Annotated in this window: 24 protein-coding genes and 1 tRNA gene; 9 read left to right on the top strand and 16 right to left on the bottom strand. The window is 31.6% G+C overall.

Going from position 1 to position 20,213, the window contains the following annotated elements; all coding sequences use genetic code 11:
- Positions 1–91: 91 nt before the first annotated feature.
- Positions 92–232: a hypothetical protein gene (locus tag DEA20_00315; GenBank protein HBS47634.1), complete on the top strand. Its 141-nt coding sequence runs from the start codon at positions 92–94 to the stop codon at positions 230–232.
- Between the two features lie 325 nt (positions 233–557).
- On the opposite strand, the gene DEA20_00320 is transcribed toward DEA20_00315, so the two are convergent.
- Entirely contained in the window at positions 558–1,160 is a 603-nt protein-coding gene (locus DEA20_00320; GenBank protein HBS47635.1) for a uracil phosphoribosyltransferase, read from the bottom strand.
- A gap of 89 nt (positions 1,161–1,249) precedes the next feature.
- Here DEA20_00320 and DEA20_00325 point away from each other — a divergent pair, with 89 nt between their 5' ends.
- Together DEA20_00325 and DEA20_00330 are read left to right on the top strand one after the other, a co-directional pair.
- Entirely contained in the window at positions 1,250–1,882 is a 633-nt protein-coding gene (locus DEA20_00325) for a phosphoribosyltransferase (protein ID HBS47636.1), read from the top strand.
- A 110-nt stretch (positions 1,883–1,992) separates the two neighbouring features.
- A complete protein-coding gene (locus DEA20_00330) occupies positions 1,993–2,598 on the top strand; it encodes a hypothetical protein (GenBank protein HBS47637.1) in 606 nt (201 codons plus the stop codon).
- Positions 2,599–2,660: 62 nt separating this feature from the next.
- Here DEA20_00330 and DEA20_00335 read toward each other — a convergent pair whose 3' ends face one another.
- The gene (locus tag DEA20_00335) at positions 2,661–2,927 is read right to left on the bottom strand and encodes a transcriptional regulator (GenBank protein ID HBS47638.1); all 267 of its coding nucleotides are present in this window, start codon (positions 2,925–2,927) and stop codon (positions 2,661–2,663) included.
- A 25-nt stretch (positions 2,928–2,952) separates the two neighbouring features.
- The gene (locus DEA20_00340; protein HBS47639.1) at positions 2,953–4,257 is read right to left on the bottom strand and encodes a hypothetical protein; all 1,305 of its coding nucleotides are present in this window, start codon (positions 4,255–4,257) and stop codon (positions 2,953–2,955) included.
- Between the two features lie 127 nt (positions 4,258–4,384).
- On the opposite strand from DEA20_00340, the gene DEA20_00345 reads away from it, so the two are divergent.
- Positions 4,385–4,816 carry an aminoacyl-tRNA hydrolase gene (locus DEA20_00345; protein ID HBS47640.1) on the top strand — a complete coding sequence of 144 codons (432 nt, stop codon included), beginning with the start codon at positions 4,385–4,387 and terminating at the stop codon, positions 4,814–4,816.
- Between the two features lie 5 nt (positions 4,817–4,821).
- Here the strand turns inward: DEA20_00345 and DEA20_00350 are convergent, their stop codons facing one another.
- From DEA20_00350 to DEA20_00360, 3 genes are read right to left on the bottom strand one after another with little or no spacing between them, the layout of a single operon-like run.
- Complete coding sequence (locus DEA20_00350; GenBank protein HBS47641.1) at positions 4,822–5,160, bottom strand: pyrophosphatase; 339 nt, start codon at positions 5,158–5,160, stop codon at positions 4,822–4,824.
- Complete coding sequence (locus DEA20_00355; GenBank protein ID HBS47642.1) at positions 5,160–6,770, bottom strand: aspartate 4-decarboxylase; 1,611 nt, start codon at positions 6,768–6,770, stop codon at positions 5,160–5,162. The genes DEA20_00350 and DEA20_00355 overlap by 1 nt, the downstream gene beginning before the upstream one ends.
- 15 nt (positions 6,771–6,785) lie before the next feature.
- A complete protein-coding gene (locus DEA20_00360) occupies positions 6,786–8,210 on the bottom strand; it encodes an amino acid permease (GenBank protein ID HBS47643.1) in 1,425 nt (474 codons plus the stop codon).
- A 284-nt stretch (positions 8,211–8,494) separates the two neighbouring features.
- Between DEA20_00360 and DEA20_00365 the strand changes: the two genes are divergently transcribed.
- The gene (locus tag DEA20_00365; protein ID HBS47644.1) at positions 8,495–9,208 is read left to right on the top strand and encodes a hypothetical protein; all 714 of its coding nucleotides are present in this window, start codon (positions 8,495–8,497) and stop codon (positions 9,206–9,208) included.
- A 77-nt stretch (positions 9,209–9,285) separates the two neighbouring features.
- On the opposite strand, the gene DEA20_00370 is transcribed toward DEA20_00365, so the two are convergent.
- From DEA20_00370 to DEA20_00380, 3 genes are all read right to left on the bottom strand, one after another.
- Entirely contained in the window at positions 9,286–9,675 is a 390-nt protein-coding gene (locus tag DEA20_00370) for a hypothetical protein (protein ID HBS47645.1), read from the bottom strand.
- A 228-nt stretch (positions 9,676–9,903) separates the two neighbouring features.
- Positions 9,904–10,704, bottom strand: coding sequence for a hypothetical protein (locus DEA20_00375; GenBank protein HBS47646.1), 801 nt, complete (start codon positions 10,702–10,704; stop codon positions 9,904–9,906).
- 44 nt (positions 10,705–10,748) lie between these two features.
- Positions 10,749–11,123: a hypothetical protein gene (locus tag DEA20_00380; protein HBS47647.1), complete on the bottom strand. Its 375-nt coding sequence runs from the start codon at positions 11,121–11,123 to the stop codon at positions 10,749–10,751.
- A 277-nt stretch (positions 11,124–11,400) separates the two neighbouring features.
- Between DEA20_00380 and DEA20_00385 the strand changes: the two genes are divergently transcribed.
- Positions 11,401–12,186, top strand: a complete 786-nt coding sequence (locus DEA20_00385) for a hypothetical protein (GenBank protein ID HBS47648.1) — start codon at positions 11,401–11,403, stop codon at positions 12,184–12,186.
- Here the strand turns inward: DEA20_00385 and DEA20_00390 are convergent.
- Positions 12,181–12,819: a hypothetical protein gene (locus tag DEA20_00390; GenBank protein ID HBS47649.1), complete on the bottom strand. Its 639-nt coding sequence runs from the start codon at positions 12,817–12,819 to the stop codon at positions 12,181–12,183. The genes DEA20_00385 and DEA20_00390 overlap by 6 nt on opposite strands.
- Before the next feature lie 249 nt (positions 12,820–13,068).
- On the opposite strand from DEA20_00390, the gene DEA20_00395 reads away from it, so the two are divergent.
- Positions 13,069–14,238 carry an ATPase gene (locus DEA20_00395; GenBank protein HBS47650.1) on the top strand — a complete coding sequence of 390 codons (1,170 nt, stop codon included), beginning with the start codon at positions 13,069–13,071 and terminating at the stop codon, positions 14,236–14,238.
- Between the two features lie 81 nt (positions 14,239–14,319).
- On the opposite strand, the gene DEA20_00400 is transcribed toward DEA20_00395, so the two are convergent.
- On the bottom strand, positions 14,320–15,675 hold the full coding sequence (locus tag DEA20_00400) for an MBL fold metallo-hydrolase (GenBank protein HBS47651.1): 1,356 nt from the start codon (positions 15,673–15,675) through the stop codon (positions 14,320–14,322).
- 186 nt (positions 15,676–15,861) lie between these two features.
- On the opposite strand from DEA20_00400, the gene DEA20_00405 reads away from it, so the two are divergent.
- Positions 15,862–16,596, top strand: coding sequence for a hypothetical protein (locus DEA20_00405; protein HBS47652.1), 735 nt, complete (start codon positions 15,862–15,864; stop codon positions 16,594–16,596).
- Between the two features lie 102 nt (positions 16,597–16,698).
- Here DEA20_00405 and DEA20_00410 read toward each other — a convergent pair whose 3' ends face one another.
- From DEA20_00410 to DEA20_00420, 3 genes are all read right to left on the bottom strand, one after another.
- Complete coding sequence (locus tag DEA20_00410) at positions 16,699–16,941, bottom strand: excinuclease ABC subunit C (protein HBS47653.1); 243 nt, start codon at positions 16,939–16,941, stop codon at positions 16,699–16,701.
- A 134-nt stretch (positions 16,942–17,075) separates the two neighbouring features.
- A tRNA-Gln gene (locus DEA20_00415) sits at positions 17,076–17,149 on the bottom strand.
- Positions 17,150–17,195: 46 nt separating this feature from the next.
- Entirely contained in the window at positions 17,196–18,434 is a 1,239-nt protein-coding gene (locus DEA20_00420; GenBank protein ID HBS47654.1) for a hypothetical protein, read from the bottom strand.
- Between the two features lie 107 nt (positions 18,435–18,541).
- Between DEA20_00420 and DEA20_00425 the strand changes: the two genes are divergently transcribed.
- Positions 18,542–18,769, top strand: a complete 228-nt coding sequence (locus DEA20_00425; protein ID HBS47655.1) for a hypothetical protein — start codon at positions 18,542–18,544, stop codon at positions 18,767–18,769.
- Here the strand turns inward: DEA20_00425 and DEA20_00430 are convergent.
- Together DEA20_00430 and DEA20_00435 are read right to left on the bottom strand one after the other, a co-directional pair.
- Positions 18,755–19,051: a hypothetical protein gene (locus DEA20_00430; GenBank protein HBS47656.1), complete on the bottom strand. Its 297-nt coding sequence runs from the start codon at positions 19,049–19,051 to the stop codon at positions 18,755–18,757. The two genes, DEA20_00425 and DEA20_00430, sit on opposite strands and share 15 nt — an antisense overlap.
- Before the next feature lie 87 nt (positions 19,052–19,138).
- Positions 19,139–20,161 carry a hypothetical protein gene (locus DEA20_00435; protein HBS47657.1) on the bottom strand — a complete coding sequence of 341 codons (1,023 nt, stop codon included), beginning with the start codon at positions 20,159–20,161 and terminating at the stop codon, positions 19,139–19,141.
- Between the last annotated feature and the right edge of the window lie 52 nt (positions 20,162–20,213).

Raw genomic sequence — 20,213 nt, forward strand, 5'->3', positions numbered from 1 at the left:
ACATTTTTATGTAGATTAAATATACATCACCTCCTGTCGTCCTTGCGTAAGCGAGGATCCAGTTTAATGCATTTATCGAAGCAGTATCAAAATGAAAAATTATTATGTATATATTCTATGTTTTAAAACAAATGAAACTTTATATATTGGTGTGACAAATAATATTGCAAGACGAATTTATGAGTACAAAAACAAGTTAAACATTGGTGCCGTGAGTGGAAGTTACAATTAATCGAAGTCTCACAAATCCTAAATGGAAAGAAATTAATTGAAATTAAAACTGGATCCTCGCTTACGCAAGTATGACGGAACGGGTAGCTGGATCCTCGCTTACGCAAGGATGACGAAACAGGGAGAATGTTTTATTTACATAAAAATAACCCTAAATTAGTCTGATTTTAATAAAATGGTTAGTAAATTTGGACTATAATTACAAAAATATGTAAACGAAAAATGTGGGTAATGATAAGTCAGGGTTAACGGAAAAATAAATATGATTTGATGATAATAATTTCTGCTAGTTTATAAAATAAAGTTTAATGTAGATTCAGAAAACCTCATTCAGTTACAAAGTAGCGATCTCCAAAATCTCCAAGACCTGGATCGATAAATTTTTTGGCAGTCATTTTGGAATCGACTTGTGCGACAATTATTTTAAGTTTTGGGAATTCTTTTGCAATAGCCTTTAGTCCTTCTTTGGATGCAATAACTGCGACAAAAAGCATTTGTGATTCTTTGATTCCTAAGTTTTTTAAAATTTTTAGAGCAGCAAGGGCACTACCACCGGTTGCGATCATTGGGTCCAAAATTATGACATTTGTAGTTTTTGAAATTTTAGGAATATTTTTGTAATAAAGAAATGGAATAGCTGTTTTTTCATCTCTTTTCATTCCTACAAAACCGACTGCTGCACCTTCAAAAAATCTTATAAAAGTGTCCATAAGTGCAACGCCAGATCGCAAAATTGGGATCAAAACAATATCATTTTTTATTTCGACGCCTTTTGCTTTGCTGATTGGTGTTTGTATTGTAACTATTTTTTTCTCAAGATGTTTTGCAGCTTCGCCTGCAAGAATTGAGGCCAATTTTTCTGTTGTTTTACGAAATGTTGCTGTATCGGTATTTTTATTTCTAAGTATTGATATTAATAAATCTTTCATAATTTCCCCTCTTTAAAAATTTACTTATTATCAAAAATATTCTTTTGATAAATCGTTAGTCAAAGAAGTTGAATTTAGAAAGGAAAAAGATGTTTTTTAAAGATAGAGTTGATGCTGGCAAAAAATTATCGCAGTTGCTTGTAAAATATAAAAATGTAGAAAATTGCATGATTTTAGGTTTGCCAAGAGGAGGAGTTGTTGTCGCCTATGAAATTGCCAAAAATTTAAATTTGCCCCTTGATGTGATTGTTGTGAAAAAGTTGGGGGCGCCATTTAATGAAGAACTTGCAATTGGTGCTATTGCTGAAGAAGGAACTGTTTTTTTGAATGAGAAATTGATAAATGAATTTGATATATCAAAAGAATATATTGATCAAATAAAAGGTGTAAAACAAAAGGAAGTTGAAAGAAGAGTGCAACTTTTTCGTGGTGAAAGTTTAGATTTGGAAAATAAAATAGCAATTATTGTGGATGATGGAATTGCAACAGGCGCAACTGTCCTTGCCGCAATAAAATGTGCAAAGGATAAGAGGGCTAAAAAAGTTGTAGTGGCAATGCCTGTTTTGCCAAGCGAATTTGTATCGCAGTTAAATAAATTAGCTGACGAAGTTGTTTATTTATTTGCACCGCAATATTTTGCAGCGGTTGGAGATTTTTATGAAAGTTTTATACAGGTTGAAGATGAGGAGGTTTTAAATTTAATTAGAAGATCTAAAAATTAAAATGAAGAGAAATTTGTTGTTTTTCTTTAAAGTGATTTGATATTGTTGGAAAAGCATTCAAAAGTTGGGTGCAAAAAAATAAACAAAAAAATAAGTAAAGGGAGATTCTTATGAAAAATGTTTCAAAGAAATTGTTAGCACTTTCAAATATTTTATTAGTTGGTTTTGCTGCTATGTTTTTTATTAACATGGGGACAGGGGTACAGCAAAGTACAACAAAATTAGGTTTTGTCGCCCTTGAGTCTAAGCAACCAAATCTTGTTGCAGTTGTGAAAGATGAAGGAATAGAGCGAAAAGTAAAAGAAATATCTTTTTCAGGTTCGACCAAAGTGGGCGGTATTAAAAATTTAATGATGAAAGACGGCAAAGAAATTATCGATAGCATTGATTTAGATATTGATCTTGCTGATATTCGATTATTAAAAGTTCTTGATAAAAGTTATAAAAATGAAAAAAGCGATGTTGAGTACATTAAAGTTGAGTACAGAACTTTGCAAAAGCCTGATGTTGTAAAAATTGGACTCTTCCCACGAGATGTAAAAATGTCTGCAAAAAATATGGACGGAGGAGAAGGCCTTTCATGGCTTCTTCGTGAAGTAAATGAAATCGAAATAATTGGAAGATATGAAATTGTTGAAGCTAAACAAGTAAAAAATGAATCAAAGCCTGCTCTAAAAACTGTAGATAAAAAAGTAGCGATGAATAAAAAAAAATAACTTTAAAATTATTTAAATAAAAAAGAGCGGCTTAAAAATAATTGAGCCGCTCTTTTTTGTGTTTATTTCCAACGCTTTAGGCTTGAGATAATTATTTTGATTTGCTCTATTTTTTCTTGTGGCATTTGCATTTGATTCATTACATTTACGCAATTTTCAATCATCTGAATTTTTGTAAGGTTTGGCTCTGAGAACTTGCCATTTCGAAAACAATGACAGCAATATTCTTTGTTTTGAGTTTTATCCAAATTTGTTCCAAAATCTTCTGGCCTTTGCATAGGCATTGCGCAGCTTTGACAAATTGGTATTTGTAATTTTGAATTATTCATTTATTTCCTAATTTTTAAACGATTTTTAATAGTTTGCGGTTATTCCAAAATATTCGCAAATACCTTTGAAATACGCATTTGCGACTTCAATAATTCTTGATGAAACTGCCTCTCCATTAAAATTTGTATCTTTTGTTGCAAGCCTTTTTGCTTCTTCAGCATTGTTTTGTATTAATGATTCTCCATAACACAAAATGCTATGAACTCGGCGGGTTAAAGCAAGGTTGCGACAATAAACTCCAGGACTTATAAAAAAAGTATCGTTTGGCATGTACAAAGATTTTTGAAGGGGAATTTTTAGTGTTGTTTCCATATTTTTTGCAATTGCTTGAGATAATCGAATGGACTCTTCCAAATCATCTGTTGCTAGTAATCTAATAAACTCATAGCGTGCGGCAGGATCTTTTAGATCACCTTTTAAAAAGCTTCCTGGAACAAATGTTAGGTTGTAGTCTGCTTCGCAGATTTCTTTGACTGTGTCAGATGAATTTAAGTGAATGATTATAGTTAAATTCGGATGAAATTGATTTATTTTTTCAGATCGAGCTTTTAGATCAAGTTGATTATAACAAAATCTAAAAAGGGTTTGCTTAAGCTGTAAAATTTTATTTTCAGATTCTTGAAATATTATTGTTAATTTTTTTATAAGTTCATTTTTATATGTTAGAGGCATTGGTGCGTTGTTTAAACGGTTTAAAACGATGTCGCGAGTCTCCTCTGTTGTCCAATCTTGATCTGTTGCGATGCCAAACTCCTGTTTGCACCAATCATTAAAAGATAAGTTGAAAGCAGCTTTGCCAGGTTCTTCTCTGGTTAATAAAACGTCAGCACCTGCAGCTGTTAAATATAATTTTAGAATTTTTGCAGTAAACGTTACAAGTGTTCCTTCATCAAAATGAACTTTAGTATGTGCTTCATCAGGAAGAATTAGATCGATAAAGCGATTTTCAACGATCGCCATTTTTCCGCCAAGATGGCCAGGGTCTAGTGCAATTTTTAAACCTTGCAGTGGTTTGTTTGATTGTAATTTGAGGACGAATGAATTTAAAACCGGTTTTGTTTTATTTCCAAATCTCAAGACAAATTCTGGATTTTTAAGATTTTTACTTTCCGCTGAATCAAAAACTAAAAGTTCATTTTCTGTAACTTCATAATAATTTTGAATATCATTATCTTTTTGAAGAAATTTTTTTATTTTTGTTTCGACTTCATATTTAGACACTGTTTCTTGGTATTGATCAAAGTCGCTGTATTGAAAAGGATTAATTGGAGAATAGGCGTTTATTAGTAATAAAATTAGTAAAATAAATAAAGATCTAATTTTGTACATTATGTTTCCTTATTTTTATTAGTTTAAAAAATAGATAACTATCAAAAGATTATAGCTTTTATATTTAGAAAATGTGTAGTTTTAAATATGTAAATTATATTTTAAGTGAAATGCTGTGGGGGAGAGTATGAGTAATGATTTAGTGGTAAATAATGAGATAGTCATTCCGGAAAATGAATTTGAAATAACAACTAGTAGGGCAGGCGGACCGGGGGGTCAACATGTTAATAAATCAGATACAAAAATCACAATTCGTTGGAATGTCAAAAATACAGGCGTTTTAAGCGAAGAACTAAAGATGCGAGTTTTGCAAAATTTGCAATCACGCCTAACAAGCGACGGTGATTTGATTGTTAATAATAGTGAATCTCGTAGCCAGATGCAAAATAAAGAGAATGCATTTTTACGTCTTGCTGAAATCGTTAAAAATGCACTTTATGTTCCTAAGAAACGCAAAAAAACAAAGGCTTCCAAGCAAGCAAAAGAAAAGCGTTTAAAGTCAAAAGCGATTAGAAGTGAAGTCAAAAAAATGCGAAGTAAAAAATATCAAGATTATTAATTTTTTTACTTTTGCAATTTCAAATTATTTTGATGTCGATCTTTATCACGATTTATTCGTTTTTCCATTCCTTTTTTAAAAGCATCTGTTAAATCAATTCCAGTTTGGTTTGCGAGGCAAATTAATACAAACAAAACATCAGAAAGCTCATCTGCTAGATTTTTATTTTCATCAGATTTTTTGCAGCTTTGTTCACCATAAGTTCTGGAAATAATGCGTGCAACTTCGCCTACTTCTTCGACGAGTTGTGCTAGCTGTGTTAACTCTGAAAAATATCTTACACCAGCCGTTTTTACCCAATTATCAACGACATTTTGTGCTTCTTGAATTGTTAATTTGTCCATTATTTTTTCCATTCTTTATGATATTTACTTAGCACGTCTTTTATGTTTTTACCTATTGTTATATAATCTGCATCGTTTAAATTTGCAAGAGAAACTCGAAGTGACCATTTCGGTCCTGCAAATCCTTCTCCTGGTAAACATATAGTAAATTTTTCTTTTGCTAATCTAAATAAAAAATCTACCATTTCAAAATTATTTTTAAGATAGGTAGCAAATTTAATTCCATATTTTTGTTCTGCATATTTTTCTATATTAATAAGTGCATAATAATAAGCATTGCTTGGATCTTGTGAAAATTTTAACTCTAGATTGTCGTATAAAGATTGGACTCTTTTTTTTAATTTTGCTTGAATAGCTTTTTTGTATCTGCGTTCTTTGTCTAAAAGGTAAAACAATGAGAATAAACACATTATGCATTGTTGTGGCCCAGACAATCCGCCTGTGTGTGCAAGAGCAACGTCCCGACTATCCATTTCGACTCTATCGATAAATTTTATTTTTTCTGGTGTTAAAGCAGCTATCGAATATCTTTTGTTTAACTCTAAAATATCTTTTTTGGGTAACTTTGATATTTTTTTATCGATAATATTGTTTTCGTGCAGCATTAATACCCCAAGTCGCCATCCTGTTACTCCAAAAAATTTGGAATAAGAATAAACACAGATAGTGTTCTGTGGAATAATTTCAACAAGAGAATGAAATCCGTCAACAAAAGTTGAATAGACTGTATCTGTTAAAATAATTAAATCTTTCCGCTGGTTTTGCACAACTTTTGCAATCTTGTTTAAAGTTTTTTCACTTAGAGAAACAGAGGTAGGATTTGTTGGGTTAACTAAATATAAAGCTTTAATTTTTTTATCTTTAAGTTTATTAATTTCAGTATCAGAAATTTGCCACCCATCTTCTTCATCACATTTAATAAAAACTTCAACGAGATTAAAATCTTTGAGCATAGGGATTTCTAAGTACGGTGAGAAAATAGGAGTAATTATGGCGATATGATCACCTTCATGAATGATTTTATTTATTTTCAGAGAATTAAAAATATAAATCATTGCCGCCGTTGCACCCTCAGTTGCAAAAAGATCAAATTTGCCACTTGCCGGTTTATGACCATCGCTAAGTATTGTAGCAAGATATTTATTTACGATTTTCTCTGTGTTTGGAAAAATCCTTGGAGGTGAAGGGTAGAAATCGCCAAGTGAAGCATCTGCTATTTCATAAATAAAACTGTCGGCATCAAGTTTCATCTCTTTTGTAGCATAATTTAAAGCTTTCTTTAAAAAATTGAAGGCTTCATTTTTATGACTTTTTTCTAAATATTTTTCGAATTTTTTTGCGATGCCATCTTTTTCTGGTCTTAATCCTAAATCTGGACTGTCTAATTTGGAATCTGCTAGTTTTGTGGCAAATAAACTTAAATAACAAAAAGCATCTCTAGCTGTTGTGTTAAGAAAATTTGGATTTCCTCTTCCTGCGTTTAAAATTTGTATTTCACATTTATTTTTTTGTTCGTAGGCCTTTTTCCCATCATAAGCCATTTCTCTCAAAACATTTTTTAACTCAAATGGGCTCATTGTTTCATATTTTTTAAAATTTTTTTTAGGCATATTCTTCCTTTTTTATTAAACCTTTTTCTTGCTAGTAGATTTCCAGCTTGATTTTTTGAATTGATTAATAATGAATGGAATGGCAATAATTATAAAGATTATCACAATTAAAAATGTTTCATATAAAGTAACATTTTTAGACGAAAGTTGATCTGGCGGAAGAATTGATATAATTCCACTAAATAATAATGTTGCTAATCCGATTATGCTAATAATCCAAATTCCAATTTTTCCACCAGGAACTTTGTAGGTTCTATCGACATTAGGCGCTGTATAGCGTAATCGTAGTGCGGAAAGAATCATTAATGCGTACATTACAAAGTAAATTACCATGGCAATTGCAACTGAAATCCAAAAAGCAATATTTAGGTTTGGTAAAAGTAATAAACTGCAACCAATTAATGAAGTCATTGTTGCTTGGATTATTAAAAGATTTACAGGAGCTCCATTTTTATTGATTTTTTGAAAAAATAAGGGAAGTTCTCCGTTTTGCGCAGTGGCAAGTAAACCTCTGACCGGCCCCATTATCCATGTGCTTATTCCTCCGATTGCGCCGCCTGCAACTAAAATGCCAATTAAGGGTATTATTCGTTGCATATTAAATTTGGAAAAGAAAATAGTAAAAGCGTCCATTAACCCAGCAAATAAATTAATATCTTTTTGAGGGACAACAATGGCGACAGAGAACGCTCCTAAAATATTTAATAAAAGTCCTAATACTACAACAACAAATATTGCTATAGGGTAATTAATTTTAGGATTTGTTACTTCTGCGGCATGGCTAGAGGAAGCTTCAATGCCTGCAAATGCTTTCATAAAAGAAACAAGCAAAACTAATGTTGAAAATTGTTTAAAATTGGGAATTAAATTTTTAGATGTAAAAGATAAATCAAGATTTAACGGATTTCCTTTAATAACATAAATTATTCCTAAAATAATTATTAATAAACCTGGAAGTAAAACTCCACCCAAAAAACCGATAGTGCTTATTATGTTAGAAGTTTTTTGCCCCCGTAAATTAAAAATAGTTACCCCCCAAAGTACTATTAAAAGAATAGAAATTAGAAAAACTCTACTTTGAGCGAGGTGTGGAGCAAAAATAAAAGCCATAGTTCCACCCACAAAATAAAGCATAGAAATTATGCCTAAAATCATGTAGTTCCATTGAAGCCAAATGCCAACAAATCCTAATCGATTGCCAAAGGCTTCTTTAATCCAAACATATACACCACCTTCTATTGGCCAACCGGTTGCAAGTTCGGCAGAGATTAAAGCAACTGGAATAAAAAAACATATAGCTGCTATCAAGGCAAAAAATATCATATGCATTCCTGTTTCAGCTTCGGATGGAAAATTACGAACACTAATAGTGAATGCAGATGAAATCATAATAAGAGAGAATAGACTCATTGTTTTTGGAATATATGTTTTGTTAGCCATTAATAAATTCCTTTTTAATTAAAAGTGTAAAACAGATAAAATCCATTTCTGAAAATAAATAACAAGGCTTGGTAATGTAAAGGTTTTCCGAAAAACAGTGTTATTTAAAGATAAAAGACTCTTTAATCATTTTTTTATATTAAATATTTTTATAACCATGAAATTAGTTACATTAGAATTTAATTTATCAAAATTATGGACAGTCGATTAAAGCTTTAATTAAGCTTTAATTTGTTTGAAGAGGTGTGATTTTTTGATCGAAATATTTTTAAAGGAGATTTTTGATGTTAAAAAAGATTCTTATTTTTATAATTATTGCTTTGATAAGCATTCAAATTCCATTAATAATTTCACTTTCTACAGCGTCGGAAATGACAAAAAAACTGGAATTTTATCAATCCAAAATTGCAGGAGTTACAAATCCAATGAAAGCTGTAACGGATGTTGTAAGTTTTCCGGTTAAAGCGGTAACAAGCATATTTCCATTTTTCAAAGAAAAAAAATCTCCGGTACTTGATAAAATAGATGATATATCTCCAATGATTATCGCTGGAGAGCAAAAGCTTAAAGATGCTATAGTTATTACAAAAAAAATGACATTCTTTATGCATATTAGTCTTTTTTTAACACTGTTTTTGATAATTTTACTTTTTGCTATTTCAAGAAAATCATTTATTAAAAATTTGGGAGCTTCATTACTGTTAAATGGAATAATATGTTTAATAGTTTTAGCATCTGTTTATTATTTCTTTATTATTAATTTTGATAGTACTTTTCAGCATTTTTATAATCGAATGGTTCCGGCCGGGCCAGGCTCGATGATACCTATGGTGCCAGAAGCAATTAAATCAGCAGCTAAAGATTTTGTAAGCTCTATAGCACATTTGATAATCAAGAAAAACATGCTTAGCAGTTTGATCGGAATTCCTCTTGGTCTTGCATTAATATATTTGAATAACTTTATATCTAAAAAATTTAATCTTGATTTGAGTAAATAATTATTTGGTAGCTAAAAAAGATAGGGCGAGGAAATTATCCAAATAATTTCCTCGCCCTATCTTTAATTTATAATTAATTATCGAAATCTTATTTCTGAAATTCGATCAGCTTCTTTTTGCCAATCTCCAGCCTCTCCCCACTGAACAAGTTTATTATCATGAAAATAGAATAAATAGTTAACAATTTCTGGAGTAGGATTTTGTTCCCACCAACTATAAATTGTTTTATCAACCTTATATTCAAAAACTTCTATCGTTTGTCCAAATTTATTTATCATAGATCCACGAAAAATTCTTGGTTTGCCTAATTGATTTATAACTTGTTGTTTTTCCATACCTAATGAAATATGCATAATTTTCTTAGGTTTTAGTGGCTCATGAGCACATGCACTAAAAAATGGAATTGTAAAAATTAAAAATGTTAAAAGCTTTAAATTTCTAACATTAGTTTTTATAAAATTTTTCATATTTAATTGATCCTTTAAGTTTTCACACAAATTAAACATGTAATTATCTTATATTTTGTTTTAATAAGTGCAACCGCTGATGAGCAAAAAAGGGTATAAAACAGGGGTTTTTTGATAATTTGAACAGATAATAGAAAGTTTTTTAGAGCTTTTACAAACAAACAGGCTAAGAAAGTTATCTTAGCCTATTTTAAAATTGTAAGAACTTAATGATAAATATAATTTTGATTAACTTCTTTGTGGATTACTTGAACTTTGTGTTGCAATAACTTCTCTAAGTAGATCGCCTAGCTTGCGGTCACCATCGTCGCGTGGATTGTTTAAATAATATTGCACATCTTCAGCTTTAACTTTTGCGCCATGTTCTAGAAGCAGTTTAATACAATTAAAAGTTATTCCATCGAATCCACATTCACCACAATTGTGTGAATAAATCATCATGGCATAATCTAGGACGGTTTCGGGTTCTTCTTTGTCGCTTCCGTAGTGTTGTATCATTTTTGTTTCATTGGCATTAGCTCCGCTTTCAATTAATTGTTTAAATTTAGCATGCAGCTCTTCTGCATTTTCGTGCGTTCCCATACAAAGGCCGGATAAAATATCGCGTAGTGTGTTTCTAGGTATGGGTGGAAAAAACGATTGTCTAGGTCTAAGAACGAAAGCGGATAAATCTCTTTCTGCAGGGGTTCTTGGATGTTGAAGATAATAACAGGGCTTAAAAGAGATATCTCCGTTGTACATTCGAAGTAAAGAAATAAATGGTTTCATTTCGTCATTTTGGGGATCTTTTTCGCGATTGTGTAAATGAACTCTTATGGCGCAATCTAAAGGATATTCATCTTCATTTATTTCGCGAACATTTGTCTCATTAATTAAACGTTTAAATTCTTCATATAATGCTGGTACATCTGCGTGTGATTCTATGCTTATACTTAATAAAATGTCGCGTAACCTTCCCGCATTAACGGATTGTGTTGCTGCAAAGAATAAAAAAAATAAAAAGAATGAGGTGGAAATACGTTTAACCATGATACTCTCCTAAAAATGGTTATAAGATAATAATATAATTTTACTTATCGGTAGTCGTTGGCTCTAAGGGTGTAACTTACACGCTCACGATTATCTAAATAATGTTGAAGAGATTCTTTTTCAGCAATGGCAGTAGCGCCATGATCAATTAATAAATTAATGTAAAAGAAACCTTGAAAAATTGTTTTATTAATACCTTGATCGAGCCTAAAAAATCTTATAGCAAAATCTAAAACCGATATCCCTGAATCTTCTTCTACGGCATTAACATCAGCACCGTTTTCAATTAGTTGTTTGAATTCATTATAGTTAAAATTTACTATGGCTACATGAAGTGGCGATAATCCCGCATTAACGGATTGTGTTGCTGCGAAGAATAAAAAAAATAAAAATAATAAAGCGAAAATACGTTTAATCATAAGACTCTCCTAAAAATGGTTATAAGGTTATATAGATATTTCACAGTGTGAGTTTTTATATATTGTAATAAAAAAATTATCACAAAAATAAATAAAATTGTACGAATTATTTTTAAGGTTTGAAGAAGCGTCTGAACTTAAGAAGAACTACCGTATTTTTTTATATAGTAAAAAATGAAATTTTTGATTGAGATTTGTTTACAAAATAATTTTAAATTTGTTAAATACCGTATAATGTTAAAAAGTAACTTGAATATTATTTAAGGTAAAATTAAAAATGAAAAAAATAGTTGGTTTTATATCTATAACAATATTTTTGGTTTTAGTTATTTTTCTATTTTCTATGCGCTTTTTGAATCTTATGCCTAATGAGGCAAAACATAATTTGTTCCTTCAAATGCCGCTAGAACTTCAAGTAATTAAAGATCTTCAAAATAGACTTGATCCAATTGTTAACAAAATAGTTGAAGATGAAATGAAAATTCCACGAGATAAAAATTTACCTATTTTCTTTTTCAAAAAACGCCAAGCCATAACAGTTTATTATCTTTATGATATGAATGTTGTAGGGGAATCTGTTTTATTTTCAGAGTTAGATTTTTTACAGACGATAATTTCTGCACCAAAAAATGTGATTATAAAACCACAGGTGAATTTTTTTGGAGATGTTCAAGCTCCTTTAATAGATTTGGTGGTTTTTGTTGACGACCCTAATAAAGAGTTGTTATCTCTAAATGAACAATTTAAAAAAATGGTTGCTCTTGTAAATGTTCAGTATAAGAGCTTATATAAAATTGATTTATACAATGTTGCTAAAAGTGAATGTTTTGAATTTAAACCACATTTATCTTTGGGGCATTTGAGAGTAGAAGAAATTAAAAAATTAATAAAATATCCAGCGCAAGCTGAAGTTGTTATTGATCGTATAAAAAGTAGAATTCTGGAAGTTGTATCAAAAGCATTGTCAGAATTAACTTTGAAAAATCGAAAAGTCCAATTTAATACGCTTGCAGTTTATGATCAGCAAAAGCGAGTTTATATCAAAGAGTATAAATTTTTATAAAGTAGCTGTTTTTTTTAATATACCGACTTTATATGTAAAACATAACGAAGGGGATCCTTCTCTTCTGGATTCAAAAAATCCAAGCTTTTTGTACACGGTTATTGCTTGAATATTGGACATGTCTGTTATTAAACCTATTTCTTTTATTTCTGGTAAAATTTTCAAAATTGAAAAAACCAAAAACCTACTTAATCCTCTCCCCTGCGCAGAAGGATGTATACAAAGAGGCTCTAGTTCAACATAACCTAATCTTGAATCAGATTGAATGTGAAATATTGTAAATCCTAAAATTGTGCCGTCTAATTCTTTTGAGGTTACTATGAAGTTTGTTTCGTTCAATGGTCCTTCTTTTTGAATTTTTGAAATCATAAAATTATATTCGTCAATACGCTGGGAATATAATAAAGCTTCATCTGTTTTATCTTGATTTGCAAATGCAGCTGCTTCGATAGGCGCTAATTCTTTAAAGCGGTTAAAAAAAGGGATAGTAGTTTGATCGAATTTTTCCCATTCAATTATGATAGTCGTGCCTTTTTTATCAGTTTCATTCCAATATCCATTGCTTTGTAGTGGTTGTATGACTATGGTTGCCGCAAAGAAGAATGTTGCTAAATATTTTTTGAATATGTTCATAAAATACCCACATTTTAAAAATCAATAAAATTAAACATATTTAAAGTTTAATAAATGAAAAAATATTGTAAAATGCTGGTCAAAATAAGGATTAAAAATCAAAAATGTTTAAAAATTCATAAAATCCTTAAAATTAACTTAATTCTTCTTAATCCTTTGTTTTTAGCCATTTATTTGCAAAGTGACGGAGCTATTGTCATAATGAGTCTAAATGTGACGGAGTTGGCGTTGTTTTCATAAAGGATAAAGATGGATTTTAAATATATAAAGAGAGCTTTTAAGGAACCGGAGCAAAGTTATTTTCTTTTTGGTCCTCGGGGCACTGGTAAATCAACAATGACAGAAAAAAATCATCCAGATGCTTTATTGATTGATTTGCGGCAAGCGGACATTCGGTATCGACTTACTGCAAATCCAGATCTTTTAACAGAACTTGTTAGTGCGCAACCTGATGGAAAAACAATTGTTATTGATGAAATTCAAAAAATACCAGAGCTTTTATCCATCGTACACATGCTTATTGAAAAAAAACATAAGTGGAAATTTATTCTTACAGGTTCGAGCGCTAGAAAGTTAAAAAGGCAGGGTGTAGATTTGCTTGGCGGTCGTGCATTAAAAAAGGTATTACATCCTTTTATGGCTTATGAGCTTAAAAAACAATTTAATTTTGATGATGCTTTGTTATACGGACTTTTACCTCTTCGTTTTTCATTTGAAGATTATAGCTCAACGTTGCAGGCTTATATCGATTTGTATTTAGATGAAGAAGTAAAAATGGAGGGTTTAATTCGGCATATTGAACCATTTACTAGATTTTTGCATGTGATGAGTCTTTCTCATGGTTCTATTTTAAATGTTGCAAATATTGCGCGTGAATGCCATGTAAAAAGAACAACTGTTTCTGATTGGATTGCTATTTTAGAAGACTTACTTGTTTGTTTTCAGATCAATATTTTTAGTCAAAGAGCAAAGCGAGAATTGAGTTCACATCCCAAATTTTATTTTTTTGATGCGGGTGTTTATCGTGCGCTACGTCCAAAATCGATTAAAGATAGTGAATCGGAAATAAATGGTGCAGGTCTAGAAGGGCTTGTAGCACAACATTTGATGGCGTGGAAAGATTATACGACCGAGAAGCACGACCTGTTTTTTTGGCGTACAAGGTCGGGGGTTGAAGTTGATTTTGTTATTTTGGGCAAGCTTGGGTTTTGGGCCATTGAAGTAAAAAATGCTGAGAAAATTCGCAATGAAGATCTACAGGCTCTCTCTGCGTTTCATGAAGATTATCCTGACGTTAAGACAATTTTTCTTTATAGAGGCAAGGAGCGTTTGTTAAAAAATAATATACTTTGTTTGCCCTGTGAAGATTTTTTGAGGGCGCTTTGCCCCGATGTGCCATTGGGTCAAGGATTAAAATGACTGATTGTTAAACCAATCTCTTTTTATTATTTGTGATTTTTGTCTAAAAAATTTTTACTAAAAATTTTTTGAAAAGTTGATTTAATCTAACTCAAAGGATTCTAAATATTTTGGAATAACGACAAACCAACCAAAGCGTTCTTCAATTTTCTTTTTTAGTGATTCTGCTGCTTCTATTTCGCCATGAGTAATAAAAACTTTTTTAGGAGCGTTTTCAAAATATGCAAGCCACTGCAAAATTTCATTGTAATCAGCATGCGCTGAAAGTGACTCTATCGCTTTTATTTCCGCGTTAACAGGATACATTTTTCCATGTATTTTTATTTCTTTTGTACCATCAACTAAGGTGCGCCCACCGGTTCCTTCTCCTTGATAACCTGTAAAAAGTATTGTGTTTTTAGAATCAGAAATAAAATGTCTAAAATGATGCAAAACTCGTCCACCGCTTGCCATACCGCTTGCAGCGATAATTATTGCAGAACCCTTAACGCTATCAATTTGTTTTGATTCTTCTACTTTTCGAGTATAAGTAGCAATGCCACATATATCCATACATAAATTGGTCGATAGTTTAAGCTCATCTTTAAATTTGCAAAGCAAGTCGGTAACGCTTATCGCCATGGGGCTGTCTAAATAAATAGGAATATCGGGAATAGCTTTTTTTTGTTTTAATTGATAGAGGCAATAAAGTATCGCTTGTGTTCGACCAACGGCAAAAGCAGGTATTATAAGTACTCCTCCTTTTGCTACAGTTTTATTTACCACTTCGCCTATAGCTTCAATAGGGTCATTTTGTTCATGTAGTTTGTTGCCATAGGTTGATTCGAGCACTAAAAAATCTGTTTCTTTTAAATGTGGGGGAGCTTTCATAATAAGATCGTTAGGACGTCCAAGATCTCCTGAAAATGTTAATTTTTGTTTTCCATCCGATATTGTAACAAATGATGAACCAAGGATGTGGCCTGACTGAATTAATGTAATTTTTAAAGATTTTATATTTAGAATTTTATCGTAATCAATTATTTGAAAAAATTTTAAAGAATTTTCAGCATCATTTCTAGTGTACAGAGGTAATGCTGGAGCATGACTAGAATATCCATATTTATTGGCACTCTTGGCATCTTCTTCTTGCAGCGCTCCGCTATCAATTAACAATATAGAGCTTAGTGCAAAGGTTGCTTTTGAACAGTATATTTTGCCTGTAAATCCGTTTTTAACCAATAAAGGTATATAACCGGTATGATCTATATGAGAGTGAGTTAACACAACAGCATCAATGCTGCTTGCATCTATTGGGAATTTATCCCAATTATGAGTTCTAAGTTCTTTACCACCTTGAAATAGGCCACAATCAACCAAAATTTTTGTATCTGCATCTTCAATAAGGTATTTAGATCCAGTTACATTTTCTACGGCACCCAAAAAAGTTATTTTCATTTATTTCTACCTTTTTCATTAAAATATGAAATTAGAATTTTAATTAAGTTAGCAACAATTGGGTTAAGAAATAAATTTTTTAGATATTCTGAACTAATTTGACCAGGGTTTCCTAAAAATGTTATTCATTTAATAGCTTAATTGTGCTGATAAATTATTTAGATTCAAGAGAATAAAGGGATTTGGATGTTAGTAAAAAAAATGGTAATCAGTATTTTTATTATGTTCTTTTTTCTATCAAATCCTTTACTCAAATCTCAAGCGGTACGACTAGCTACAAGCGATCGTTTGTGGATGGCTAGCATTAGAAGTTCTATTAAAGGATCATCACAGTCAATTCGTACTAAAGGGCGCAGTATTATAAATAGTTTAAAGCCGGGGGCTAGTGGAGCATTAAAACTTTATGGGGAAAATTGGTTTTTACTGGATGACCTTACTTATTTACGCTCGTCAAGCCAAGTAATTGACCATATTGCTTCAAATCCTGAACAAATAATAGGTATGGATAGTTATGGTACTTTTTTGGCTAACACTTTTACCGGCGGGGTAAGCTATAAAAAACCTTTTGCATGGAAAGCTTTCCTAGGAGGGCGTTATTTTATTGCTCGAGTGAAGCTAATATCTTTTCCATCAGAGCCGTCTATGTTTATGGGGCGTACTGACAAATGGATTATGCCTATTATCGGTGGCGGAATGGAGGCTTCTCTTTGTAAGAGGTTCACGTTTGAATTTTCAGGGGACATAGGTCTGGATAAAAATTATCTGAATTTGCAAATAACACCGCTGATTACTTGGAAAATTACCAAATCAGGGGCGGCGGATATTGGGTATCGGTTTATGTATGTGCAACATCGAGACTCAACTCTCGTGGCAAAATCAAAGTTCAACGGCATATTTATAGGGGTGCGCCTAATGTTTTAACTGGTCGTAGCTCGAATGAGCGAAGACTGATAGCTGTGGCGAAGACGAGAAGCCTACTACTTCGTTAAAACGTCTTAGTACAAGTTGGCGAAATATTTGCTTTTACCAAAAATGTTTTTTAGCAAAAGCATGTCCTGAGCCTATCTTGAGATATTTTTCGAAGGCTAAAGCTTTGGATTTCTCGTTAAAACAAATGGATGTAATTAATTTCCAAGGTTTAAAATTTGAGGTATAAATAGATGCTCCTGAGTTATGTTTTTTCATGCGCTGGACTAGATTGGCGGTAGATCCAACATAAGTTTTAGAAGAATCTTTTATTGATTGAATTAAATAAACATAATACATAAATCTTACTCAAATATAAAAGCCCTACTACGCTCTTGCAGAGCTACGAAGGGCATACTTCGCTCAAATTTTCTTATGTAAAATATAAAATATCAAAAGTTTACTGGCTTGCCATACGTAGCTTTAGCGAAGTATGGCTGGGAAGAGAGGATTCGAACCTCTGTAATCGGATTCAGAGTCCGAGGTCCTGCCACTAGACGACTTCCCAGTAATTTTTAGATATTTTTAAGAAATTTGTTTTTGATTTATAAATTCTAGAAAAAATTTTTAAAAGTGTATATCAAATCTTTTATGCAATTTATACCAATGTATGCGCAAGAAAATAAACTTAAAACTGCTACAAATTTTGGAAGCTTAATTTCTTTTCCTCTTGTTTTGTAAATCATTAAGAGTGATGTGGCTGAGAATGTGTAACTTGTTAAAATTCCCAGAATTGCGATTCGCGCTATAAATAAAACATTCACATTGATTGTTAAAAAGAAGAGTACCAAAAATCCTTGAAATATTAGTGCAAGGTATGGAGCACCATGTTTATTTATAGAAGTTAATTTTTTAATTGATTTGAATTTAGATTCTTTAACAATGCTAAAAATATTCCAGCTGTTTACAAAGATCATTCCATAAGCAGCACCTAGGATCGATAACATCACAAAACCACTAATTAATTTGGGGAGTACTATTCCAAAGGTTTTTTCAATAAAAGGAATTTTTGCAAAGAAGTCAGCAACCGGTGCTTGCGATTGTGCAAGTGATGTGCCCAAAACTCCAAAAATTGAATTTTGGAAAAGCATGCAAACTGTTGCAACTATTAAAAATGAAAAAACGACCGCTTTTGAAATATTCTTCTCTGCAGAGTCGATTGTATGACCTATTAAGCAAGCCGCTTCAAAACCCATTAAAGCGTAAATGGCAATTGATACGCTTGAGGCAAAAGATGAGAATGAAATATTTTGGAATGTAAGGTGCGAGAAATTGAAATAAAAAATTCCAAGGAGAATAACTAAAGTGATTGGAACAAATTTGAGAAAAATAAAACCAATTTGAAGTTTGCCGCCGATTTTGACGCCGAGTAAGTTTAGAAAAACAAGTAATATTAATAAAATTATCCTTGTATAAACGATTGGAAAAACTTCAAAGCTTGGAAAGATATTATAAAAATATGTTGAAATTGTTCGAAATAAAACTGATATAGATGCTATTTTACCCAAGAAATATGCAAATGCGCTTATATTACCCGCCCATCTCCCAATTCCCTCTTTACTGTAAGTGTAAAATCCACCTTCTGTTGCTTTGTGAATTTTAGATAATTCGGCAATTGATAAAACTAGTGGTAAGACTATGAGAGCAACTATAATGTAGCTTAAAAAACCAAGCGGTCCTGCAAGCTGCGCTAACGGTGTAGAGTTTACAAAAATTCCTGCACCAAGAATTACATTTATACTTATCGCGATAACAAACCAAAGTGAAAAAAGTTTTGAACCATTAGATGGCATTTATTTCTCCTAAAATCAAATTTTTGTTAATTGATACATAATAAAAAAATTATTTAAAATGTACTAACCATTTTTTAACTTTAGGCAAAATAAGGAGAGTTTGTGTGATGAAAAAGATAGAAGTTGATAAAAATAGATTTTATGAAATTGTTAAAAAAGTTGTTGGCGTGCTTTGTATTATTGTTGGAATTATGGGATTATTTTTGCCATTTTTTCAAGGAATTTTGTTAATTGTAATTGGATTGATATTGATTGGGAATAAATGGCTTTTACAAAAAACAAAGAAAGTTTTTTTATTTTTGAAGACTAAATTTATGAAGTTAATTGAATATTAAATTTTTGATACTTGCAATTACTTTGTTTCGAATCTCTTTTTGTACCTCTGGAGTTCCTAGTGCTTCTAAAAATCTTCTTTTTAAATATTCACTTACGATGCTGTTTATTTTTGAAGTTACATTAAATTGTCGACAGATGATTATACCTACTACGGTTGAAGCAATTGCTGTTCCGCTTGCAATTAAACATTTTTGAGTTTTTGTTAAAGGCTTTGCGGACAAATTGTTGTTTGTTGAAAATACCATTAATGACATAAGAATTAAAAATAAAAACTTTTTCATATTTTTCTACCTTTTCGCGCTTTTTTAAAAAAGAACCCAAGAGGTTATCTTGGGTTCTTAAAATAATTATTGTGAATTATTTTATTTTTATTTACCAAATGACCAAAAATGTTTTTTAACTGGAGTTTTTCTCAATGATGGAACGTGTGCCCAAGCTGATTTTGCAAGACCTGATGCTAAGCTTGGAGTACTTGTAACGAAACCATTGATAGCAAGTCTAGTTGGTCTGTAAAGTTCTAAAGCTGCTATACCTGTTCCCAAAGCTAAAGTTGAAATTATATAATGTTTTTTCATTTCTCTTGGAACCAAAAGAGCAGATCTCTTTATCAAACCTTCTGTAGGCTTAACTTCAGGTTTAGACTCAGCCTTGACTTCTTTTTTAGCTTCTGCTGGTTTGACTGTTGCTGGTCTGAAATGTCTGTAAAGCTTATATGAACCGTATAATCCAAGTCCGGCTGCAGCGGCTATTCCACTTCTTTTTACAAGAGATGGGTGTGCTGCGTAGAAGTTAACTGCTTTTTGAGCAACGTAGCTTCCGCCATTTTGTGCTATTTGGTGACCAACAAATTTTCCAAATTTTGTACCAGTTAAAATTGCGCCATCTTTAATAAATTGAGGTTTCAAAGTTCCTCTAAAATATTTTGATGCTGCAACGTCTGCTGCTGCTACTGCTGTTAATCCTAAGCCCAAACCTAATTTAGATTTGAAGCCGAATCTTGAAGGTTTTACTGATTGAGTTGTTGGTTCTACAGCTGTTTCTTTTGGAGCTACTACTGTTGATTGTTTAGCATCGCGAACTATTTGTTGAGCATTCTGTAAAGTTGGTTGAAATCCAGTAATTGGTGTTGAGATTAATAGGAAAGTTTTAACTTCTGGAGTTTCTTGAGAAAATATTCCTGCTTCTATATTGCTTTTTAATAGTTCGGCTTGAGCGTTTAGTGTACCTGTGTGTTGATCATAACCGCCCGTCATATTTGTTGCTGCTTGTTGAATTATCGTGTTGTTTTGTGTTGCTGTTACTTTATCTTGTTCGCCAATAGCATTCATATTAACAAGTAAACCACCTGTTAATGTTAAAGATAATAATAATTGTTTAACTGTTTTATTCATAAATATCCCCCACGGATAGTTTTGATTGTTATATAATATGAGAATCAAAACT

Source organism: Candidatus Dependentiae bacterium (genome assembly GCA_003511165.1).
Lineage (GTDB): Bacteria > Babelota > Babeliae > Babelales > UBA12411 > UBA12411.

What these genes read in the sequence shown, in the direction of transcription:
- DEA20_00315 (HBS47634.1), top strand. Translation starts at nt 92, where the DNA reads ATGAAAAATTATTATGTATATATTCTATGTTTTAAAACAAATGAAACT.
- DEA20_00320 (HBS47635.1), bottom strand. Translation starts at nt 1,160, where the DNA reads ATGAAAGATTTATTAATATCAATACTTAGAAATAAAAATACCGATACA.
- DEA20_00325 (HBS47636.1), top strand. Translation starts at nt 1,250, where the DNA reads ATGTTTTTTAAAGATAGAGTTGATGCTGGCAAAAAATTATCGCAGTTG.
- DEA20_00330 (HBS47637.1), top strand. Translation starts at nt 1,993, where the DNA reads ATGAAAAATGTTTCAAAGAAATTGTTAGCACTTTCAAATATTTTATTA.
- DEA20_00335 (HBS47638.1), bottom strand. Translation starts at nt 2,927, where the DNA reads ATGAATAATTCAAAATTACAAATACCAATTTGTCAAAGCTGCGCAATG.
- DEA20_00340 (HBS47639.1), bottom strand. Translation starts at nt 4,257, where the DNA reads ATGTACAAAATTAGATCTTTATTTATTTTACTAATTTTATTACTAATA.
- DEA20_00345 (HBS47640.1), top strand. Translation starts at nt 4,385, where the DNA reads ATGAGTAATGATTTAGTGGTAAATAATGAGATAGTCATTCCGGAAAAT.
- DEA20_00350 (HBS47641.1), bottom strand. Translation starts at nt 5,160, where the DNA reads ATGGACAAATTAACAATTCAAGAAGCACAAAATGTCGTTGATAATTGG.
- DEA20_00355 (HBS47642.1), bottom strand. Translation starts at nt 6,770, where the DNA reads ATGCCTAAAAAAAATTTTAAAAAATATGAAACAATGAGCCCATTTGAG.
- DEA20_00360 (HBS47643.1), bottom strand. Translation starts at nt 8,210, where the DNA reads ATGGCTAACAAAACATATATTCCAAAAACAATGAGTCTATTCTCTCTT.
- DEA20_00365 (HBS47644.1), top strand. Translation starts at nt 8,495, where the DNA reads ATGTTAAAAAAGATTCTTATTTTTATAATTATTGCTTTGATAAGCATT.
- DEA20_00370 (HBS47645.1), bottom strand. Translation starts at nt 9,675, where the DNA reads ATGAAAAATTTTATAAAAACTAATGTTAGAAATTTAAAGCTTTTAACA.
- DEA20_00375 (HBS47646.1), bottom strand. Translation starts at nt 10,704, where the DNA reads ATGGTTAAACGTATTTCCACCTCATTCTTTTTATTTTTTTTATTCTTT.
- DEA20_00380 (HBS47647.1), bottom strand. Translation starts at nt 11,123, where the DNA reads ATGATTAAACGTATTTTCGCTTTATTATTTTTATTTTTTTTATTCTTC.
- DEA20_00385 (HBS47648.1), top strand. Translation starts at nt 11,401, where the DNA reads ATGAAAAAAATAGTTGGTTTTATATCTATAACAATATTTTTGGTTTTA.
- DEA20_00390 (HBS47649.1), bottom strand. Translation starts at nt 12,819, where the DNA reads ATGAACATATTCAAAAAATATTTAGCAACATTCTTCTTTGCGGCAACC.
- DEA20_00395 (HBS47650.1), top strand. Translation starts at nt 13,069, where the DNA reads ATGGATTTTAAATATATAAAGAGAGCTTTTAAGGAACCGGAGCAAAGT.
- DEA20_00400 (HBS47651.1), bottom strand. Translation starts at nt 15,675, where the DNA reads ATGAAAATAACTTTTTTGGGTGCCGTAGAAAATGTAACTGGATCTAAA.
- DEA20_00405 (HBS47652.1), top strand. Translation starts at nt 15,862, where the DNA reads ATGTTAGTAAAAAAAATGGTAATCAGTATTTTTATTATGTTCTTTTTT.
- DEA20_00410 (HBS47653.1), bottom strand. Translation starts at nt 16,941, where the DNA reads ATGTATTATGTTTATTTAATTCAATCAATAAAAGATTCTTCTAAAACT.
- DEA20_00420 (HBS47654.1), bottom strand. Translation starts at nt 18,434, where the DNA reads ATGCCATCTAATGGTTCAAAACTTTTTTCACTTTGGTTTGTTATCGCG.
- DEA20_00425 (HBS47655.1), top strand. Translation starts at nt 18,542, where the DNA reads ATGAAAAAGATAGAAGTTGATAAAAATAGATTTTATGAAATTGTTAAA.
- DEA20_00430 (HBS47656.1), bottom strand. Translation starts at nt 19,051, where the DNA reads ATGAAAAAGTTTTTATTTTTAATTCTTATGTCATTAATGGTATTTTCA.
- DEA20_00435 (HBS47657.1), bottom strand. Translation starts at nt 20,161, where the DNA reads ATGAATAAAACAGTTAAACAATTATTATTATCTTTAACATTAACAGGT.